Annotated in this window: 16 protein-coding genes; 12 read left to right on the top strand and 4 right to left on the bottom strand. The window is 69.3% G+C overall.

The genetic code is table 11. The features are described 5' to 3' along the window. The 7 genes from V6M51_RS09495 to flhA form a co-directional block, all read left to right on the top strand. A partial coding sequence (locus V6M51_RS09495) for a serine hydrolase domain-containing protein (RefSeq protein ID WP_332766623.1) occupies nt 1-1,954 on the top strand: 1,954 nt, incomplete at its 5' end. 202 nt (nt 1,955-2,156) lie between these two features. Beyond that, on the top strand, nt 2,157-3,818 hold the full coding sequence (fliF, locus tag V6M51_RS09490; protein ID WP_332766622.1) for a flagellar basal-body MS-ring/collar protein FliF: 1,662 nt from the start codon (nt 2,157-2,159) through the stop codon (nt 3,816-3,818). Next, complete coding sequence (fliG, locus tag V6M51_RS09485) at nt 3,815-4,840, top strand: flagellar motor switch protein FliG (RefSeq protein ID WP_254836219.1); 1,026 nt, start codon at nt 3,815-3,817, stop codon at nt 4,838-4,840. The genes fliF and fliG overlap by 4 nt, the downstream gene beginning before the upstream one ends. Continuing rightward, nucleotides 4,840-5,490: a flagellar assembly protein FliH gene (locus tag V6M51_RS09480; protein WP_332766620.1), complete on the top strand. Its 651-nt coding sequence runs from the start codon at nt 4,840-4,842 to the stop codon at nt 5,488-5,490. The genes fliG and V6M51_RS09480 overlap by 1 nt, the downstream gene beginning before the upstream one ends. A 5-nt stretch (nt 5,491-5,495) precedes the next feature. After that, the gene (fliN, locus tag V6M51_RS09475; RefSeq protein WP_332766618.1) at nt 5,496-5,834 is read left to right on the top strand and encodes a flagellar motor switch protein FliN; all 339 of its coding nucleotides are present in this window, start codon (nt 5,496-5,498) and stop codon (nt 5,832-5,834) included. Between the two features lie 28 nt (nt 5,835-5,862). Then, nucleotides 5,863-7,230 carry a sigma-54-dependent transcriptional regulator FlbD gene (gene flbD / locus V6M51_RS09470; RefSeq protein ID WP_332766616.1) on the top strand — a complete coding sequence of 456 codons (1,368 nt, stop codon included), beginning with the start codon at nt 5,863-5,865 and terminating at the stop codon, nt 7,228-7,230. A gap of 3 nt (nt 7,231-7,233) precedes the next feature. After that, nucleotides 7,234-9,333, top strand: coding sequence for a flagellar biosynthesis protein FlhA (flhA, locus tag V6M51_RS09465; RefSeq protein WP_332766614.1), 2,100 nt, complete (start codon nt 7,234-7,236; stop codon nt 9,331-9,333). A gap of 6 nt (nt 9,334-9,339) precedes the next feature. Here the strand turns inward: flhA and V6M51_RS09460 are convergent, their stop codons facing one another. Next, on the bottom strand, nt 9,340-9,858 hold the full coding sequence (locus V6M51_RS09460) for a GNAT family N-acetyltransferase (protein WP_332766612.1): 519 nt from the start codon (nt 9,856-9,858) through the stop codon (nt 9,340-9,342). 136 nt (nt 9,859-9,994) lie between these two features. On the opposite strand from V6M51_RS09460, the gene V6M51_RS09455 reads away from it, so the two are divergent. Next, the gene (locus V6M51_RS09455) at nt 9,995-10,363 is read left to right on the top strand and encodes a DUF4282 domain-containing protein (RefSeq protein WP_332766611.1); all 369 of its coding nucleotides are present in this window, start codon (nt 9,995-9,997) and stop codon (nt 10,361-10,363) included. Here the strand turns inward: V6M51_RS09455 and V6M51_RS09450 are convergent. From V6M51_RS09450 to fliI, 3 genes are read right to left on the bottom strand one after another with little or no spacing between them, the layout of a single operon-like run. After that, nucleotides 10,353-11,402, bottom strand: coding sequence for an endo-1,4-beta-xylanase (locus V6M51_RS09450; RefSeq protein ID WP_332766610.1), 1,050 nt, complete (start codon nt 11,400-11,402; stop codon nt 10,353-10,355). The genes V6M51_RS09455 and V6M51_RS09450 overlap by 11 nt on opposite strands. Beyond that, nucleotides 11,399-11,815, bottom strand: a complete 417-nt coding sequence (locus V6M51_RS09445) for a flagellar export protein FliJ (RefSeq protein ID WP_332766609.1) — start codon at nt 11,813-11,815, stop codon at nt 11,399-11,401. Before V6M51_RS09445 ends, V6M51_RS09450 begins: the two co-directional genes overlap by 4 nt. Then, nucleotides 11,812-13,149: a flagellar protein export ATPase FliI gene (gene fliI / locus V6M51_RS09440; protein WP_305677197.1), complete on the bottom strand. Its 1,338-nt coding sequence runs from the start codon at nt 13,147-13,149 to the stop codon at nt 11,812-11,814. The genes V6M51_RS09445 and fliI overlap by 4 nt, the downstream gene beginning before the upstream one ends. Before the next feature lie 354 nt (nt 13,150-13,503). Between fliI and ctrA the strand changes: the two genes are divergently transcribed. From ctrA to V6M51_RS09420, 4 genes are all read left to right on the top strand, one after another. Continuing rightward, complete coding sequence (ctrA, locus tag V6M51_RS09435; protein ID WP_254836209.1) at nt 13,504-14,199, top strand: response regulator transcription factor CtrA; 696 nt, start codon at nt 13,504-13,506, stop codon at nt 14,197-14,199. Between the two features lie 231 nt (nt 14,200-14,430). Further along, on the top strand, nt 14,431-16,827 hold the full coding sequence (locus V6M51_RS09430; RefSeq protein ID WP_332766605.1) for a M20/M25/M40 family metallo-hydrolase: 2,397 nt from the start codon (nt 14,431-14,433) through the stop codon (nt 16,825-16,827). A 23-nt stretch (nt 16,828-16,850) separates the two neighbouring features. Next, nucleotides 16,851-17,201 carry an arsenate reductase (glutaredoxin) gene (arsC, locus tag V6M51_RS09425; RefSeq protein WP_332766603.1) on the top strand — a complete coding sequence of 117 codons (351 nt, stop codon included), beginning with the start codon at nt 16,851-16,853 and terminating at the stop codon, nt 17,199-17,201. Between the two features lie 178 nt (nt 17,202-17,379). Further along, nucleotides 17,380-18,741: a M23 family metallopeptidase gene (locus V6M51_RS09420; protein WP_332766601.1), complete on the top strand. Its 1,362-nt coding sequence runs from the start codon at nt 17,380-17,382 to the stop codon at nt 18,739-18,741. The last annotated feature ends 172 nt before the right edge of the window (nt 18,742-18,913 follow it).

Genomic DNA, 18,913 nt, shown 5'->3' with positions numbered 1-18,913 from the left:
GGCGACGTCCGCGGCGCCGATCGGCGTGGTCGCCGCCCTGCCGGTCACCGCCAGCGGCGCGCGCCTGGGCCCCGCCGAGACCCTGCCCCCGGCCGAGCTCGAGGCCTTCGTCGATGGCGTTGTGCGCAGCGCCATGGCCCGCGACCACATCGCCGGCGTCACCGTCTCGGTGGTGCAGAACGGCCAGGTGGTGCTGAAGAAGGGTTACGGCTTCGCCAGCCTCAGCCCCGCCCGCAAGGTCGATCCCGACGCGACGCTGTTCCGCATCGGTTCGATCTCCAAGACCTTCACCTGGATCGCCCTGATGAAGGAGATCGAGGCCGGCCGCATCCGCAAGGACGCCCCGGTCAATCTCTACCTGCCCGAACAGCTGCAGATCCGCGACCAGGGCTTCCGCACGCCGGTGCGAATCGTCAACCTCATGGACCACTCGCCGGGCTTCGAGGACCGCGCCCTGGGCCATCTGTTCGAGCGAAGCTTCGCCCGCGAACGGTCGATGGACGAGTACCTGCGGCAGGAACGTCCGCGCCGGGTCCGCGCGCCGGGCGAGGTCTCCAGCTATTCCAACTACGGCGCGGCCCTGGCCGGCGAGGCGGTGTCCTACGTCTCGGGCAAGCCCTTCGAGCGACTGATCGAGGAATCCATCCTGCTGCCGGCCGCCATGCGCAACACCAGCTTCCGTGAGCCGCACGAGCCGAAGGCCGGCATTGCCGGCGCCATCCCCGATCGCCTGGCCGGCCAGATCTCCCAGGGCTACCGCTGGACGCCTAGCGGCTTCGAGGCGCGGCCGTTCGAATATATCGGCCACATCGCCCCCGCCGGCTCGGCCTCGTCCACGGCCGGCGACATGGCCCGCTACATGCAACTCCTGCTGAACGGCGGCGTGATCGACGGCGCGACCATCTATGGCCCCGGCGCGGCGCAGGCCTTCCGCACCCCGCTGCGCAAGACCCCGGCCGGGATCAACGGCTGGCGCCACGGATTCATCGACTACAACCTGCAGGGAGGCCGCCGCGGTTTCGGCCACGACGGCGGCACCCTGTCGTTCCACTCGAACATGGTGGTGGTCCCCGACCTCAGGCTCGGCATCTTCGTCAGCACCAACACCGACACCGGCGGCGACCTCGCCCACGGGCTCGCCGACCAGGTGGTCGGCCAGTTCTACACACCGCCGCAGGTTTATCCGCGCCCGGGCTCCGAAGCGTTGAAGGATCGGGCGCGGGACTTCGAGGGCTACTTCGTCGGCACGCGCCGGGCCTATCGCGGCCTTGAGTCCATCGTCGGCCTAGTGACCACCGGCATGACCGTGCGGGTGGACAACAGCGGACGGCTGGTGACGTCCGGCTTCAACGGCGCGCACACTTGGGTTCCGGACGGCGATCTCGCCGGGGGCCGCTTCATCTCCACGACCGATGCGAACCGGCTGGCCTTCTCCATGTCCGACGGCCGGGCGCAGAGCTTCCAGACCGGCGGCGGCGGCCAGACCTTCGAGCGGGCCGGATTCTGGAAAAATCCTTCCACGGCCTTGACCCTGGCGATCCTCACCGGCGTCGCGGCGGCCGCGACCCTGGCCGGCATCTTCCTGCGCAACCGCCGGGAGTTCCGCGAGACCCCGGTGCAGAGCCGCGCCAGCCTGATCCAGAACATCCAGGCCGCCCTGTGGCTGACCATGCTGATCCTGTTCGGCCTCTGGCTCTCGCGGACCGGCGACGTGGCCAATGTGATGTACGGCTGGCCGGGACCGTTCCTGTTCATCGCCTCGGCCTGCGCCCTGGTCGCCGCGGCCCTGACCCTGGCGACCCTGCTCCTGCTGCCGGCCATCTGGCGCGGCGGCCGGCGGGTGGACTCCTGGACGCCACTGCGCAAACTCGCCTTCTCGGTGACGGTGCTGCTCTATTCCGCCTTCGCCGTGGTGCTGTGGTTCTGGGGTGTCCTCAGTCCCTGGAGCGGCTGATTCGGGCCCACGGGCTGGAATTCATGAACGCCGGCCCGCTCCGCCCGAGGCGAAAATAAAGGTTACTGAATAAATTCAGTACGATTTGCCGCAGCCTTCACCACGACCTTAAACGCGTCGTTTACCAAGCACTGGGTAAATCCTGCCTAGCGGCGGGCGGCTTTCAGCGTTCGTCCCGCGTATCTCGGGAAGGACGCCCGCGTTGAATAGCTTCGTCGCCGCCCTGCAGAAGTTCGGAATCGGACGGCTGGCGGCCATCCTGGGGATCGGAGCGGGCGTCGCCGCGGCGCTGTTCGCCCTGACCATGGGATTGGGCGAGCCCAAGGCGCTGCTCTATTCGAACCTCGACCTGAAGGAAGCCGGCTCGATCACCGCGGCCCTCGACCAGGGCGGCGTGAAGTACGAGGTCAAGGGCGACGGCTCCACCATCATGGTCCCGCGCGACGAGGTCGCCGCGACGCGCCTGATGCTGTCGGGCAAGGGCCTGCCGACCTCCGGCTCGGTGGGCTACGAGATATTCGACGGCGGCAACACCATGGGCCAGACGGACTTCGTCCAGCAGCTCAACCGCCAGCGCGCCCTGGAAGGGGAACTCGCCCGCACCATCCAGAGCCTGGACGGCGTGGCCTCGGCCCGCGTTCACCTGGTCCTGCCCAAGCGCCAGCTCTTCGAAGAGGAGGCCGAGCAGCCTTCGGCCTCGGTCACCCTGGGCGTGGGCGGGCGCGAGCCCAGCCAGGACCAGGTCCAGGCCATCCAGAACCTGATCGCCAGCGCCGTGCCGAACCTGAAGCCCGGCCGCGTCACCGTGGTCGACCAGCACGCCAAGCAGCTCTCGGCGGGCGAGGACGGCTTCGCGGGCCAGGCCGCCGACGGCCGCCGCAGCGAGGTCGAGCAGCGCATCGCCAAGACCGTCAAGGGTCTGGTCGAGGGCGTGGTCGGGACCGGCAAGGCCCGGGTCAACGTCACCGCCGATCTCGATCTCGCCCGGGTCACCGTCCAGCAGGAGACCTTCGATCCGGACGGCCAGGTGATCCGCTCGGAATCGACCAATGAGGAGAGCGCCAAGGAGAACGCGGCCGACGCCAACGGCGGCGTCTCGGCCAGCGCCAATATCCCCAGCGGCGCCGGCGCCAATGACGAGGGCCTGACGGGCTCCACCAGCGCCACCACGACCTCCACCACCAATTACGAGATCTCCAAGACCACGCGAACCGAGGTCAACGAGCCCGGCCAGGTGAAGCGCCTGTCGGTCGCCGTGGCCATTGACGGCGCCACGGCCGCCGGCGCCGACGGCAAGCCCGGCGCCTACACCCCGCGTTCGGCCCAGGAGATGGCCCGTATCGAGCAGCTGGTCCGCACCGCCGTCGGCTACAACGCCGACCGTGGCGACCAAGTCACGGTGGTCAATGTCCGCTTCCCCACCGTCGCCGACGCCGGCGGCACCGAAGCGGCCAATCCGCTGATGGGCTTCGACAAGAACGACATCATGCGCGCCGTGGAGCTGGCGATCCTGGCCCTCGTCGCCATCCTGATGATGCTGTTCGTGGTCCGCCCGCTGTTGCGCAACAGCGGCGGGGGCGGTGGCGGCGGCCGCTCCCTGTCCCATCTGACCGCGGCCGGCCCGGGCATGACCCGGGTGGTGACCACCACTGACGGCCAGCAGATGCAGGTCCAGGTCGATCCCAACACCGGCCAGCCCCTGGCCCTGCCCGGCCCCGGCAACGAACTGGAGCAGCGCATCGACATCGCCCGCATCGAGGGCCAGGTGAAGGCCTCCTCGGTCAAGCGGGTCGCCGAGTTCGTCGACAACCATCCGGAGGAGTCGGTCTCGCTCCTGCGCACCTGGCTGCATGAGACCACATGAACGCCAGGCTCAAAACCATCAGCGATCCAGCCCGGCTGAGCGGCCCCGAAAAGGCCGCGGTGATCCTGCTCGCGCTCGGCGAGGATCACGGCACCATCTGGCAACAGCTCGACGAGGAGGAGATCAAGGAGATTTCCCAGGCCATGGCGGGCCTCGGGAACGTCTCGGCATCGGTGGTCGAGCAGCTCCTGGTGGACTTCATCTCCGGCATGTCGGGCGCAGGCGCGATCATGGGGTCGTTCGAACAGACCCAACGCCTGTTGGCCGCCTTCCTGCCGGCGGACAAGGTCGACACCCTCATGGAGGAGATCCGCGGTCCGGCGGGCCGCACCATGTGGGACAAGCTCGGCAACGTGAACGAGGCCGTGCTCGCCAACTATCTGAAGAACGAATACCCGCAGACCGTCGCGGTGGTGCTGAGCAAGGTGAAGTCCGAGCACGCCGCCCGCGTCCTGGCCGCCCTGCCAGAGGATTTCGCGCTGGAATGCGTCACCCGCATGCTGCGCATGGAGCCGGTGCAGCGCGAGATCCTGGACAAGATCGAACAGACCTTGCGGACCGAGTTCATGTCCAACCTGGCGCGCACCTCCAAGCGCGACAGCCACGAGATGATGGCCGACATCTTCAACGCCTTCGACCGCCAGACCGAGGCGCGCTTCATCGCCGCCCTGGAGGAACGCAACCGCGAGAGCGCCGAGCGCATCCGCGCCCTGATGTTCGTCTTCGAGGACCTCAGCAAGCTCGATCCCGGCGGGGTCCAGACCCTGCTGCGCGGCTGCGAGAAGGACCAGCTGGCCCTGGCGCTCAAGGGCGCCTCGGACGGCCTGCGCGAGATGTTCTTCTCCAACATGTCCGAACGGGCCGCCAAGATCATGCGCGAGGACATGGAGAGCATGGGCCCCGTGCGCCTGCGCGACGTCGACCAGGCCCAGATGGCCATGGTCCAGGTCGCCAAGGACCTCGCCGCCAAGGGCGAGATCATGCTGGCCGGCTCCGGCGGCGACGATGAGTTGATCTACTGATGGCCGACGCACCCCACCAGAGGTTCGGCTTCGACACCGTGTTCGACGGCGCGGGCGACGTCGCCTACGCCCCGCCGCGGCCCAAGCGCCTGTTCACGATCGAAGAGGTCGAGCAGGTCCGCGCCCTGGCCTTCGGCGAGGGCGAGGCCCAGGCGCTGGCCTCCATGGCCGCCCTCCAGGCCCAGGCGCTCTCCAGTGTCGCCGCATCGGTCAGCGCCGCCTTACCCAAGCTGGCGGGCGTGGCCCATGACCACCGGGTAGGCTCGGCCGAGCTGGCGCTCGCCTGCGGCAAGGCCATCGCCGACGCGGCGCTCGCCAAGTTCCCCGAGGCCCCGATCCGAGCCGCCATGGAGAACCTCGCCCGCGAGATCGAGGCCGCGCCGCGCCTGATGGTCGCCGCCGCCCCCGACCTGGCCGAGAACCTCCAGGCCGTGCTCGAAGAGGCCGCCCAGGCCATCGGCTACGGCGGCGCGATCCAGGTGCGCTCGGCGCCCGGCATGGCGCCCGCCGCCTTCACCCTCGATTTCGGCGACGGCGCGGCGGCGTTCGACCCCGCTGCGGCCGCCGCCCGCGTGGCCGCCGCTCTCGACGCGGCGCTCGCCGCCGAGGGCCTGCACGCCGAACCCCTCATTCCCGGAAGCGAGAGCTGACAGCCATGTCCGACACCGAACTCAAGCTCGACGAATTCGCGCCTTCCGAAGCCCCGATGGCCGAGATGTCCATCGAGATGGAGGAGAAGACCGGCACCGATCTGCAGGCCGTCTACGACGTTCCGGTCTCGATCTCCGCCGTGCTCGGCCGCGCCAGCATGTCGGTCGCCCAGCTCCTCCAGCTCCAGTCCGGCAGCGTGCTCGACCTGGACCGCAAGGTCGGCGAGGCCATCGACATCTATGTCAACAACCGCCTGGTCGCCCGGGGCGAGGTCGTCATCGTCGACGACCGCCTGGGCGTGACCATGACGGAAATCATCAAGGACGGCGACGCCCAGGCCTGAAGCCTGAGCGTCGAAGGGAGATACGAGTATGCGGCTTCTGGTCGTCGGTAAATTGAACGGACAGCTCTCCACCGCCGTGAAGATGGCGATGGCGGCGGGCGCCAAGGTGAGTCACGTCGAGACCATCGCCGCGGCCACCCACGCCCTGCGCGCCGGTCAGGGCGCCGACCTGCTGCTGGTCGACTATGAGCTGGACATCGCCGCCCTGATCGAGGCCAACGAGGCCGAACGCATCCGGGTGCCGGTGGTGGCCTGCGGCGTCGACGCCGACGCCAAGAAGGCCGGCGACGCGATCCGCGCGGGCGCCAAGGAATTCATTCCCCTGCCGCCGGACGCCGAGATGATCGCCGCCGTCCTGGCCGCGGTGTCTGATGACGACAAGCCGATGATCGTGCGCGATCCGGCCATGACCGCCATCCTCGCGGTCGCCGACCAGGTCGCCCCGTCCGAGGCCTCCATCCTGATCACCGGCGAGAGCGGGTCGGGTAAGGAAGTCGTCGCCCGCTACGTCCACCAGAAGTCCCGGCGCGCCAGCCGGCCGTTCATCTCGGTCAACTGCGCCGCCATCCCCGAGAACCTCCTGGAGAGCGAACTTTTCGGCCACGAGAAAGGCGCCTTCACCGGCGCCGTGGCCCGCCGGATCGGCAAGTTCGAGGAGGCCTCGGGGGGGACCCTGCTGCTGGACGAAATCTCGGAGATGGACGCGCGCCTGCAGGCCAAGCTGCTGCGCGCCATCCAGGAACGCGAGATCGATCGCGTGGGCGGCTCGCGGCCGGTCAAGGTCGACATCCGCATCCTGGCCACCTCCAACCGCGACCTGGCCCAGGCCGTGAAGGACGGGACGTTCCGGGAAGACCTGCTCTACCGCCTGAACGTCGTGAACCTGCGCCTGCCGCCCCTGCGCGAGCGCCCCGGCGACGTGGTCGCGCTGGCCGAGTTCTTCGTGAAGAAGTACGCCAAGGCCAACGCCGCGCCCGAGCGGCCGCTCTCGGCCGAGGCCAAGCGCCGCCTGGCCGGACATCGCTGGCCCGGCAACGTCCGCGAGCTGGAGAACGCCATGCACCGCGCGGTGCTGATGGCGTCGGGTCCGGAGATCGAGGAGACCGCCATCCGCCTGCCCGACGGCCAGCCCCTGGCCCCGCCGGACATGGCCAGCCGCGCGGCGTCCCACGCCGCCGTGGCCGCCGAAGCCGTCACCCGCGCCTTCGTCGGCCAGACCGTGGCTCAGATGGAGCAGCAGCTGATCATCGACACCCTCAGCCATTGCCTGGGCAACCGCACCCATGCGGCCAATATCCTGGGGATCTCGATCCGCACCCTGCGCAACAAGCTGAAGGAATACACCGAGGCCGGCGTCTCCGTGCCCGCCCCGCAGATGGGCGCGAGCGCGGCCTAATCCATGGCCAACGCAGGATCATACGTCGCCGAACGGCCCAGCCCGCGCCAGATGCTGGGTTGGCTGATGAAGGGCGAGGTGGCGATGGCCGTCGGCGTCATCGGCATCGTCATCCTGCTGATCCTGCCGATCCCGCCGTTCCTGCTGGACATGCTGCTGGCCATCTCGATCATCACCTCGGTGCTGATCCTGATGACCTCGCTGCTCATCAAGAAACCGCTGGAGTTCACCGCCTTCCCGACGGTGCTGCTGGTCACCACCCTCTACCGGCTGGGGCTGAACATCGCCTCGACCCGGCTGATCCTCGGCCACGGCCACGAAGGCGCCCACGGGGCCGGCAAGATCATCGAGGGCTTCGGCAACCTGATGATGGGGGGCAACTTCGTCATCGGGGTGATCGTCTTCGCCATCCTGGTGATCGTGAACTTCGTGGTCATCACCAAGGGTTCGGGCCGGATCGCCGAAGTCGCCGCCCGCTTCACCCTCGACTCCATGCCCGGCAAGCAGATGGCCATCGACGCCGACCTGTCGGCGGGACTGATCGAGGAAGACGAAGCCAAGACGCGCCGCAAGGAGCTGGAGCAGGAATCGACCTTCTTCGGCGCCATGGACGGCGCCTCGAAGTTCGTGCGCGGCGACGCCGTCGCCGGCCTGATCATCGTGGCCATCAACATCATCGGCGGCATCCTGATCGGGGTCGTCCAGCACAAGGTTCCGCTCGGCCAGGCCGCGGCCACCTACACCCTGATGACCATCGGCGACGGCTTGGTCAGCCAGATTCCCGCCCTGATCATCTCGATCGCCGCGGGCTTCCTGGTCTCCAAGGCGGGCGTCGACGGCTCGGCCGACAAGGCCCTGGTCACCCAGCTGGCCATGAACCCCATCGCGCTGGGCATGGTCGCCGCCTCGGCGGGCGTCATCGCCTTCATCCCCGGCATGCCGATCATCCCCTTCGCGGCGCTGGCCGCCGGCGCGGGCTACCTCTCCTGGCGCCGATCGCAGGACGCGCAGGAGGCGGCCTACAACGCCGTCGAACTGGTGCCGACCACCGCCCCGGTCGCGCCGGAGGACGAGCCGATCAGCCAGTCCCTGGCCATCGACGAGATCAAGATCGAACTGGGCTACGGCCTGCTGCCGCTGATCAACGACATGGAGGGCCGCCGGCTCACCGACCAGATCAAGGCGCTGCGCCGGACGCTGGCCGCCGACTTCGGCTTCGTCATGCCGGCGGTGCGCATCCTCGACAACATGCGCCTGCCCTCCCAGGGCTACATGATCCGCATCAAGGAGATGGAGGGCGGCCAGGGCGAGGTGCGCCTGGGAGCGCTCATGGCCATGGACCCTTCGGGCGGCCAAGTGGAGCTTCCGGGCGAGCACATGCGCGAGCCGGCCTTCGGCCTGCCCGCCACCTGGATCGACGACAACCTGCGCGAGGAGGCCACCTTCCGCGGCTACACCATCGTCGACCCGGCCACGGTGCTGACCACCCACCTGACCGAGATCCTCAAGGAGAACATGCCCGACCTGCTCTCCTACGCCGAGGTGCAGAAGCTGCTGAAGGACCTGCCGGGCGAACAGAAGAAGCTGGTCGAGGACCTGATCCCCAGCGTGGTCACCGCCACCACCCTGCAGCGCGTCCTGCAGGCCTTGCTGCGCGAGCGGGTCTCGATCCGCGACCTGCCGGCCATCCTGGAAGGGGTCGGCGAAGCCGCCCCGCACACCCAGTCGATCGTTCTGCTGGTGGAGCAGGTCCGTTCCCGCCTGGCCCGCCAGATCTCCTTCGCCCATCGCGGCGATGACGGCGCCCTGCCGATCATCACCATGTCGGCCGAGTGGGAGAACGCCTTCGCCGACGCCTTGATCGGGACTGGCGACGAGAAGCAGCTGGCGCTCGCTCCGTCACGTCTGCAGGACTTCATCCGCGGGGTTCGCGAGAGCTTCGAGCGCGCGGCCCTGGCCGGCGAGAGCGCGGTGCTGCTGACCAGCCCGCAGATCCGCCCCTATGTCCGCTCGATCATCGAGCGCTTCCGCGGCCAGACCCCGGTGCTCAGCCAGAACGAAATCCATCCCAAGGCCCGGCTGAAGACCGTGGGCTCGATCTAGGCCGGCTCAGGCCAGCGGCTTGACGAAGATGAACTGGGCGCTGTCGCCTTCCTCGTGTCGCTGGCCGGTGTCGACGAAGCCGATCTTCCGGTAGGCGGCGATGGCAGCCTCGTTGCGTGCGTTCACCGCCAGCATGAGCTTGGGCTGGACGGGCCGCTCACGGGCGAACCAGTCTTCCAGCAGGGCGATGCAGCGGCGCCCGACCCCCTGGCGCTGCATTCCGGGTCGGACCCGGAAGCTGTGCAGGCTGACCGTGCCGGGCGGCGCCCAGGGCGGGCGGCGCAGGCCTTCGCGCAGCACGAAGAAGCCCACCACGCCCCGGTCGTCGGGCGCGACCACCGCGAAGCCCTGCTCCAGGCCCACGGCGTCGGGCTCGTTCAGCCGACCGAACACCTCGTCCAGCGAGCCTGCGAACTCCTCCTGCTCAGGCGGCAGGCTGATCTGTTCGACAAGCTCGCGATCCGAGCCGGAGATGGGTTCCAGGCGCCAGTCGGCGATGTCTATGGTTCTTGTTTCTTCTCCCATGACGCGGAGGCTAACACGCAATGGGCGACAAATGTCAGGTCGCCCGCGACGTCTGCCCCGTTGCAGCCCGGCGTGGCGGCTGGTAGCGGTTTGGCCCCAGGGTGACGATCGTCCGTCGCCGAGCGTTGGATGACGAATGCGGCCACCTGCTTTCAAGAACCGGAACGGCCCGGGCGGGACCATTTTCTGGGACCTGCTGACCTTCGAGAAGCTGATGACCAACCAGGTCATCCACCTGATCTATTGGTCGGGCTTGGGGGTGATCGCCCTGGTGGCCTTCGGCATGGTGGGCGCCGCGGTCGGCGTGGCCCTGCGCGAGGAAAGCTGGATCGGCGTGATCCTGGCCGTCCCGGTCCTGGTGGCCGGTCTGCTGGTGGTGGCCGCCCTGGTGCTGCTGTGGCGCTCGTTCTGCGAGCTCTATGTGGCCCTGTTCCGTCTCAGCGACGACCTGCACGCCATCCGCCAGGCCACCGAGGCCGAGCAGGCCCGCACCCCTAGGCCCTGAGCCCGCCGATCCAGGCGGTCGTGGCCGCCTTGGGCCGGCCCGCATCGTCGAACAATAGCGGCGCGTCCGCCGGGTTCTCCCGCTTCAGCCACGAATCCTTGTCGCGCAGCCCCCAGTGGGTGAAGGCGAACCGCTGGGCCGCCGGCAGGCCGGAAAAGGCCTCCGCCGCCTCGGCGTATAGTCTCGCTTGGCCGGTCAGCAGCTTGGCGCGGTCCTTCAGCACCCCGCGCGAACGAGTCAGCGACACATCCATCTCCGACAGATGGACGGCCAGGCCCAGGCTCGCCAAATCCTTCAGGGCCTTGGTGAGCTCGCCGGGCGCCAGGTCGGCCGCCAGGTGGGTCTGGGTTCCCACCCCGCCGATCGGGGCGCCGGCCTTCAGCAGGGCCTCGACCAGCTTCATGAAGGTGGCGCGCTTCCTCGGGATGTTCTCGAGATTGTAGTCGTTGAGGAACAGCACTGCGTCGGGATCGGCCTCGCGGGCGTGCTGGAAGGCCAGCACCATGTGCTGCAGCTTGCCCAGCTTCTGGGACCACAGGCTGTCGCGCCAGCCGTTCCCGTCCTCGGCCACGGCCTCATTGACCACGTCCCAGCCCACCGCCTGGCCGCGATAGCGCCCGGCCACGGCCAGGATGTAGTTGCGATAGGCGTCGCCGAATTTGATCCGCTTGCCGTCCAGCCGCTCGAAGGCGCCGGGGACCTGGGCGTACCAGATCAGGGTATGGCCGAAGAGCCGCATGCCGTTGGCCTTGGCGAAGGCGGCGATGCGGTCGGGGGCCTCGAAGCGGAAGGAACCGTCGTCCTTGACGATGTACTCCATCTTCATCTCCCACTCGGGCGTGAGCTGGGAGATCTGGGAGGCGATCAGCGGCACGAGGCTCGGATCGCCCAGCTGTTCCTCCTGCACGCAGACCCCCACCGGGAAGGCCGCGGCGCTGCGCAGGGACGGGATCGCGATCGGAGTTTGGGCGTCGGCGCGGCGGTCGCAGGCGGCGAGCGCCAGCCCGCCTCCCAGCACGATCCGCCGATCGAGGGTCACCGCCCGCCTGCCGCGGCCCGGCGCAGGCCGAGCTCGTCCATGGCGGCGGTTTCCAGCCGGGCGCGTTCCTTGAGGTCGGCCAGGCGCATGCGCTCGGCCACCTGCTCGTATTTCTTCTGTTCCTCGAAGGCCAAGGCCAGCGCGTCGCGGGCCCCCTCCTCCTCGATGGCGATGCGGTCGATCTCGGCCTGGGCCAGGGCCTTGCGGGTGCGCAGCCCTTCCAGGAAGCCCAGCTGGTACCAGCCGTGCTCGGCGTCCTGCCGGCCCTTCTCGGCCTCGGCCTCGCCCTCGGCCTCGAGCAGGACCAGCTTCATCTCCGCCTGCAGTCGCCGGTCGGCGATCTCCGCCAGGCGCTTCTGCAGCACCTCCACCTCATAGGTCGAAAGCTTGATCAGGGATTGGGCCCAGCTCATGTCGCTTCACTCATCAGGATCTGCGACAGGGCCTCGAAGCTCTCGTCGATGGTCGAGCTCTCGTCCTTGTCCTGGGCCAGGAAGGCTTCCAGCGCCGGGTTGAGCTGGATCGCGCGGTCCACCTGCGGATCGGCCCCGGCGCGGTAGGCGCCGATGCGGATCAGCTCCTCCATGTTGGCGTAGGCCGAGAGCGACTGGCGAGCCAGCTTCACGATCTCGCGCTCGTTGGGGGCGTGGCAGCCCGGCATGGTCCGGCTGATCGATTTCAGCACATTGATCGCCGGGAAGCGGCCGCGCTCGGCGATGGCCCGCTCCATGACGATGTGGCCGTCGAGGATACCGCGCACGGCGTCGGCGATGGGTTCGTTGTGGTCGTCTCCGTCCACCAGCACGGTGAAGAGGCCGGTGATCGGCGCGGCCGTGGTGCCGTCGGGGCGCACCGGCCCCGGTCCGGCCCGCTCCAGCAGCTTGGGCAGCTCGGTGAAGACCGTGGGGGTGTAGCCCTTGGTGGTCGGCGGCTCGCCGGCGGCCAGGCCGATCTCGCGCTGGGCCATGGCGAAGCGGGTGACCGAGTCCATCAGGCAGAGGACCTCCAGGTCCTGGTCGCGCAGGAACTCGGCGATGGCCAAGGTCATATAGGCGGCCTGGCGGCGCTTCAGGGCCGGTTCGTCGGAGGTGGCGACCACCACGATGGCGCGCTTCAGGCCCTCCTCGCCCAGGGTCTCCTCGATGAACTCCCGAACCTCGCGGCCCCGCTCGCCGATCAGGCCCACGACGACGGCGTCGCAGTCGGCCTCCTTGGCCAGCATGGACAGCAGCACCGACTTGCCGACCCCGGAGCCGGCGAACACGCCCAGGCGCTGGCCGCGGCAGCAGGTGGTGAAGACATTCATCGAGCGCACGCCCAGGTCCAGGCGCGCGCCGACCCGTCCGCGCGCGTGGGCGGCCGGCGGGGCCGCGCGCAGGGCGTAGGGGACGATGCCCTGCGGCAGGGGCCCCTTGCCGTCGATGGGCTCGCCGAAGGCGTCGATGATGCGGCCGAGCCAGGCGGTGGTCGGACGCACGGCCGAACCCATGGGCTCGATGCGGATCTCGGCGCCGGGCGCCACGCCCTCGACCGGACCGAAGGGCATCAGCAGGGCGCGGGTTTCGCGGAAGCCCACCACCTCGGCGGCCAGCGGCTTGTCGGCGCGGCGTTCGATCTCGGCGCGGGCGCCCACGGCCAGTCGGGTCAATCCGCCGCGGGCCTCGATCAACAGGCCGTTCACGGCCGCCACGCGGCCGGAGACGGTCAGGGGATCGATCCGCTCGACGGCGGCGACGAGGCTACGCAAAGGCTGGAATCCCAGGGCGGAGTTGAGCAAGTCGAGAATCCGCCCAACGCCGTTAACCCGCGATGAAGATTGCCTCGCCGCGGGCCCGTACAACCCCGCGCACGCGTTAAAATCGCAAGCTTTGCCGGAAGGCTCATTCGTTAACGATGTCCAATCACGAAAGATTCAACGCCCCTGCGACTCCCTGTCCAACGCCCGCCCTTGCTGGCGATTCCCAAAACGAGTTAACGATTCTGGCAGAGGCCTTTCACTATTAACCGGTCTTAAATTAACTCGCTGGCAAGTTAACGGCGAGGGTCGAGGCGGATTCCCAGATTCCCAGGGAAACTAGCGCTACCGTTCGAGGAGGAACAGATGCGCGTACTATTGATTGAGGACGACAGCGCCACGGCGCAGAGCATCGAGCTGATGCTGAAGTCCGAAGGCTTCAATGTTTACACGACGGATTTGGGCGAAGAGGGCGTCGATCTCGGAAAGATCTACGACTACGACCTGATCCTGCTCGACCTGAACCTGCCCGACATGAGCGGCATGGACGTGCTGCGCACCCTGCGGGTGGCGAAGATCAACACCCCCATCATGATCCTGTCCGGCACCGCCGAGATCGACACCAAGGTGAAGACCTTCGGGGCCGGCGGCGACGACTACATGACCAAGCCCTTCCACAAGGATGAGCTGGTCGCCCGGATCCATGCGGTGGTCCGTCGCTCCAAGGGCCACGCCCAATCGGTCATCAAGACCGGCGACATCACCGTCAACCTCGACGCCAAGACCGTCGAAGTGAACAACAGCCGCGTCCACCTGACCGGCAAGGAATACCAGATGCTGGAGCTGCTCTCGCTCCGCAAGGGCACGACGCTCACCAAGGAAATGTTCCTGAACCACCTCTATGGCGGCATGGACGAGCCCGAGCTGAAGATCATCGACGTGTTCATCTGCAAGCTGCGCAAGAAGCTGGCCGCGGCCGCCGACGGCAAGCACCACATCGAAACCGTCTGGGGCCGCGGCTACGTGCTGCGCGACCCGCAAGAGGGCCAGGTCGCGGCCTGAGAGCCCCGCCCACACCTCTGAAAGACCCGAACGCCCGCCGCTCCTTCCGGCGGGCGTTTTCTTTTGCCAGTCCGCGCCCTGAGGCGGCGAGCATTCGCCTCCTCTCCCCCCGAAAGGCGGGTGGAGAGGAGGAAGCTGAACCGCATCGCCTCACACTCCGCCCTCCCGCTTCGCTTAGCCGCAAGGACCGGCTAGGTTGCGCCCCACTGATATCGCTGGGGAGGCGGGGCCGTGGGAAGACTGATCGCGCTGGCCGTCTGCCTGGCCGTCGCCCTGGGCCTGGCCTGGCGTTTCGAGCAGACGCCGCCGCCCGCCCCGATCACCGCGCCCCAGGCCGAGTTTTCAGCCGCCCGCGCCCTGCCCGACGTGGTCGCCATCGCCCGGACGCCGCACCCCATCGGCTCGGAAGCGAACGCCAAGGCGCGCGACTACCTGCTCCGCCGCATGACCGCGCTCGGCCTGGAGACCCAGGTCCAGGTCGCGGACGCCGCGGCCCGCCACGAATTCGGCGAGGAGGTCTATGTCGTCGGCGGCCGGGTGGAGAACCTGATCGGCGTCCTGCCCGGCGCCGACCGCACCGCCCCGGCCCTGGCGATCATGGCCCACTATGACAGCGTCCCGGGCTCCCCCGGCGCGGCCGACGACGCCACCGGCGTGGCCACAGCCCTGGAGATCGTTCGCGCCCTGAAGACCAGGGGCCGGCCCGCCCGCGACGTGGTCCTGCTGATCACCGACGGCGAGGAGGCGGGCCTGCTGGGCGCCGAGGCCTTCTTCGCCGACCACCCGTTGGCCAAGCGCATCGGCTTCGTCATCAACATGGAGGCGCGTGGCGGCGGCGGCCGGGCGCAGATGTTCCAGACCGGCCCCCAGAACGGCCAGGTGATCGACCTCTTCCGCAGGACGGCGGTCTCTCCGGCCTCCTCGTCCCTGACCGTGTTCCTGTACGAACAGATGCCCAACGACACCGACTTCACGGTGTCGAAGGCCGCCGGCGTACCGGGGCTGAACTACGCCTTCATCGGCCGCCAGTTCGACTACCACTCTCCCACCTCCACGCCGGCGAACCTCGACAAGGGCTCGCTGCAGCACATGGGCGTGCAGACCCTTTCGGCGGCCCGCGAACTCGCCTTCGCCGAGACCCTGCCCGGCAAGGCGCCTGACCTGGTCTACGCCAACACCTTCGGCGACCACATCCTGGCCTATCCCCAGCCCGCCGGCTGGGCGGTCCTGGCCCTGGCCGTCATCCTGCTCGGCCTAGGCGTCTGGCAGGCGCGGCGCGCCGGGGCCCTGCCCTGGCTCGACGTGGCCAAGGGCCTTGGCGCGGCCCTCTACCTGATCGCGATCTCCGCGGCGCTGTTGCGCCTGGGTCGCCGGGCGACCGGCGCCGATTTCGGCTTCATGGAGCAACGGGTGTTGCTGGCCCAGATCAACCGCTGGGAGATCGCCGTCCTGATCTTGGGCGTCGGCGCCCTGGTCACCGCCGCGGCGGCGGCCGGACGCGGACGCATGCGACTGGCCGCCGCGGTGCTGGCTCTGGCCGCGGGCCTGGGATGCTCGATCTTCGCCGGCTGGGACCCGATCGGCGCGGGCCTGGGCGCCGCGGGCGCGGTGCTGGCCCTGGCGAGCTTCGGCCGACCGACCGGCGTGGCCGGCGCCTGGACCGGCCTGCTGATCAGCGGTCTGCTCGCCGCCGCCGGGCTGCAGGTTGTCGCCGCCCCCGCCGGCTTCCTGGTCGCCTGGCCCCTGACAATCGGCGCCGCGGCCGCCGCGCTGAGCGCGCTCGGCGCCCGCCGGTCGGGGGCGGGCCTGACGCTCATCGCGGCGCTCGGGGCCTTCGCCCTCAGCTGGCTGCTGGGCTTCGGCCACGGCATCTTCCAGGGTCTGGACCTGCCCGAGCTGCTGGCCCTGATCGTCTGGCTGGCGGCCATGGTGATCTGGCCCCTGGTCCAGCCCCTGGAGAACGAGAAGAACGCCCGCACCTTGGGCCTGGCGATCCTGCTGTTGGGTTTCGTGGTGGTCGCCGTGGTGCGCCACGATCCGCCGTGGAGCACGCGCCATCCACGGGCGAGCCAGGTGCTCTACTATGTGGACCTCGACGCCAACCGCGCCCTGCGGGTCAGCCGTACGCCGGACATCACGCCCTGGGCCAGCCAGGTCCTGACCGCCGACGGCGGCGAAATCAGCAGGGAGAAGCTGCCGCTCATCTATCGGCGCGAGCTGCGGGTCGCGCCGGCCAAGCCCGTCAAGGTGGCCGGTCCCACCCTGGCCTTCACGGCCGGACCCGACGGCGCCAAGAGCCTGAGCCTCACCCTGCCGCCCGGCGCTCGGATCGCCGCACTGGATCTGAAACCCTCGACGGCGCTGACCAGCGTGAGCGTGAACGGCCGGCCAGTGAAGGCGTTGGACAAGGCCGGCCAATGGACCCGGGTCCGGTGGCAGAGCGCGCCGCAGGGCGTGACCGTCGCCTTCCGCGCCGGCGGCCCGGGCGGTGTGGAGGTCCGCTACGCCACGACCACCGAGACCTGGCCGGCGGACGCCAAGCCGCCGCCGCCCAGACCGGCGGACGTGATGGCCTTCGACACGGACAGCGCGACGGTCGCGGCGGCGTCTCGGCGGTTCACCTGGTAGGCCGGGCGGGCTAGAAGGGTCGGATGAGCGACATCGTCATCTATCACAACCCCGACTGCGGGACCTCGCGCAACACCCTGGCCCTGCTGCGCGACAAGGGCTTGGAGCCCACCGTCGTCGAGTACCTGACCACGGGCTGGAGCCGCCAGCAGCTGGAAGCCTTGACCCTGAAGATGGGGGTCAGCGCCCGCGAGATCCTGCGCGAGCGCGGCACGCGAGCCGTGGAGATGGGGCTCACCGATCCCTCGACCTCGGACGAGGCGATCATCGCGGCGATGATCATGGACCCGATCCTGGTGAACCGCCCGATCGTCACCACGCCCAAGGGTGCGGCGCTGTGCCGTCCTGCCGAACTGGTCCTGGGTCTGCTCTAACGGCCGTGCGAATCCGTCGCGCCAATCACGGAAAAGACTTACCCGGGATTAACCAAACCCGTTGACGATGTGGAGGCCCGGGACACGCTACCCTGCCGCCGGACGCATCGTTTTCGACACCCGTCTAGAAGGCTCGCGATCCGGGCCGGGGGCGTCGTCAGTATTGTGGGGGCTTAGATTGCAAGAGTTCGATCCGCGACGTCCGACCTTCCGCGTCACGCCTCGCCTGATGGTCGGCGTGGCCGGCCTGGCCGCCCTGGCCCTGGGCTGGCGCCTGACCGCCACGGAAAGCCTGGCCCCCGCCAAGCCGCCGCTCGACCCCGCCGCCATCGCGGCCCTGCAGCATGCCGCCTTCACCCAGGCCGAGGCCCAGCCGGGCTTCACCCGGCCCGAGAGCATCCCGGTCAAGATCCAGCGCGGCGAAACCTTCGAGGACGCCGTCCAGCGCGCCGGGGTCGCCCCGGATGAAGCCCGCCAGGCCGTCGAGGCGCTCGGCGAGGCCATGGACACCGTTCACATCAAGGCCGGCATGGCCTTCGACGCCGCCGTCGCCCACCCGCGCGGCCAGCGTGGCCCCGCCCGCCTGGTCGGTCTGTCGCTGCGCACGGGCCCCGCCAACTCCATCACCCTGTCTCGCACCTTCGACGGCGCCATGCGCCTGCGCGAGATGGAGGAGAAGATCCGCGACGAGCAGATGGTCGCCCGCGGCGAGATCACCGGCTCGCTCTACGAGAGCGCCTCGCGGCTGGGCGCCAACCCCTCGATGGTCGGCAGCATGGTCAAGCTTTTCGCCCACAAGGTGGACTTCGACCGCGACCTGAAGCCCGGCGACGACTTCACCCTGGTCTTCGACCGCACGGTCACCGAGAGCGGCCGCACCATCGGCACCGGCGAGCTGGAATACGCCTCGATCAAGGGCATCGAATTCTACCGCTTCAACCGGGCCGGCGGCGAGGTCCAGTACTTCGACGCGACGGGCAAGAACATCAAAGGCTTCCTGCTGCGCACCCCGGTCGACGGGGCGCGGATGACCAGCCGCTTCGGCATGCGCCGCCACCCGATCCTGGGCTTCAATCGCATGCACCAGGGCATCGACTTCGGGGCCGGCTCCGGCACCCCCATCGTCGCCTCGGGCGACGGGGTGGTGGTCGAGGCGCGCCGCTGGGGTGGCTACGGAAACTGGCTGCGCATCCGCCACTCGGGCGGCTGGGAGACCGGCTACGCCCACCTCTCGCGCTACGGCAAGGGCGTGCGGCCCGGCACGCGGGTCCGCCAGGGCCAGGTCGTCGCCTATGTCGGCTCCACGGGCGCCTCCACCGGCCCTCACCTGCACTATGAGATCTGGAAGGGCGGCAAGCGGGTGAACCCCGTCGGCGCCAAGGTGCCTCAGGGTACGGTCCTGGCCGGCTCCGAACTCGCCGCCTTCCGCGCCCAGAAGAACCGCATCGACCGCATGGTGCGCGGCGAGGAAGCCGAGCAGGAAGCCGACACCCAGAAGCTGGCCCTGGCCGAGACCGACCGCGTGGGCCTGCGCCGCTAGGGCGCGACTTCGGCGTGCGCCCGGCGGCGCCTGGCCAAGCCGATCATTTCCACGTCCTCATGAAGGCGCTGTGCGGCCTTCTCCCAGGCGACCGCCTGGGTTCAGCCTCCGCTGCGGGTGTCCGCGAGGCGATGGCGCGCTCCACGCGTGATGACCAGCGCCGCGTGCACGC

The organism is Phenylobacterium sp. (genome assembly GCF_036677185.1).
In the GTDB taxonomy this organism is placed as follows: Bacteria; Pseudomonadota; Alphaproteobacteria; order Caulobacterales; family Caulobacteraceae; genus Phenylobacterium.
The sequence above is the reverse complement of the archived record's forward strand: the minus strand, read 5'-3'. Positions and strand labels throughout refer to the sequence as shown.

Excerpts from the sequence above, each read along its gene's own strand:
- fliG (WP_254836219.1), top strand. The coding sequence starts at position 3,815 with ATGAACGCCAGGCTCAAAACCATCAGCGATCCAGCCCGGCTGAGCGGC.
- V6M51_RS09480 (WP_332766620.1), top strand. The coding sequence starts at position 4,840 with ATGGCCGACGCACCCCACCAGAGGTTCGGCTTCGACACCGTGTTCGAC.
- fliN (WP_332766618.1), top strand. The coding sequence starts at position 5,496 with ATGTCCGACACCGAACTCAAGCTCGACGAATTCGCGCCTTCCGAAGCC.
- flbD (WP_332766616.1), top strand. The coding sequence starts at position 5,863 with ATGCGGCTTCTGGTCGTCGGTAAATTGAACGGACAGCTCTCCACCGCC.
- flhA (WP_332766614.1), top strand. The coding sequence starts at position 7,234 with ATGGCCAACGCAGGATCATACGTCGCCGAACGGCCCAGCCCGCGCCAG.
- V6M51_RS09460 (WP_332766612.1), bottom strand. The coding sequence starts at position 9,858 with ATGGGAGAAGAAACAAGAACCATAGACATCGCCGACTGGCGCCTGGAA.
- V6M51_RS09455 (WP_332766611.1), top strand. The coding sequence starts at position 9,995 with ATGCGGCCACCTGCTTTCAAGAACCGGAACGGCCCGGGCGGGACCATT.
- V6M51_RS09445 (WP_332766609.1), bottom strand. The coding sequence starts at position 11,815 with ATGAGCTGGGCCCAATCCCTGATCAAGCTTTCGACCTATGAGGTGGAG.
- ctrA (WP_254836209.1), top strand. The coding sequence starts at position 13,504 with ATGCGCGTACTATTGATTGAGGACGACAGCGCCACGGCGCAGAGCATC.
- arsC (WP_332766603.1), top strand. The coding sequence starts at position 16,851 with ATGAGCGACATCGTCATCTATCACAACCCCGACTGCGGGACCTCGCGC.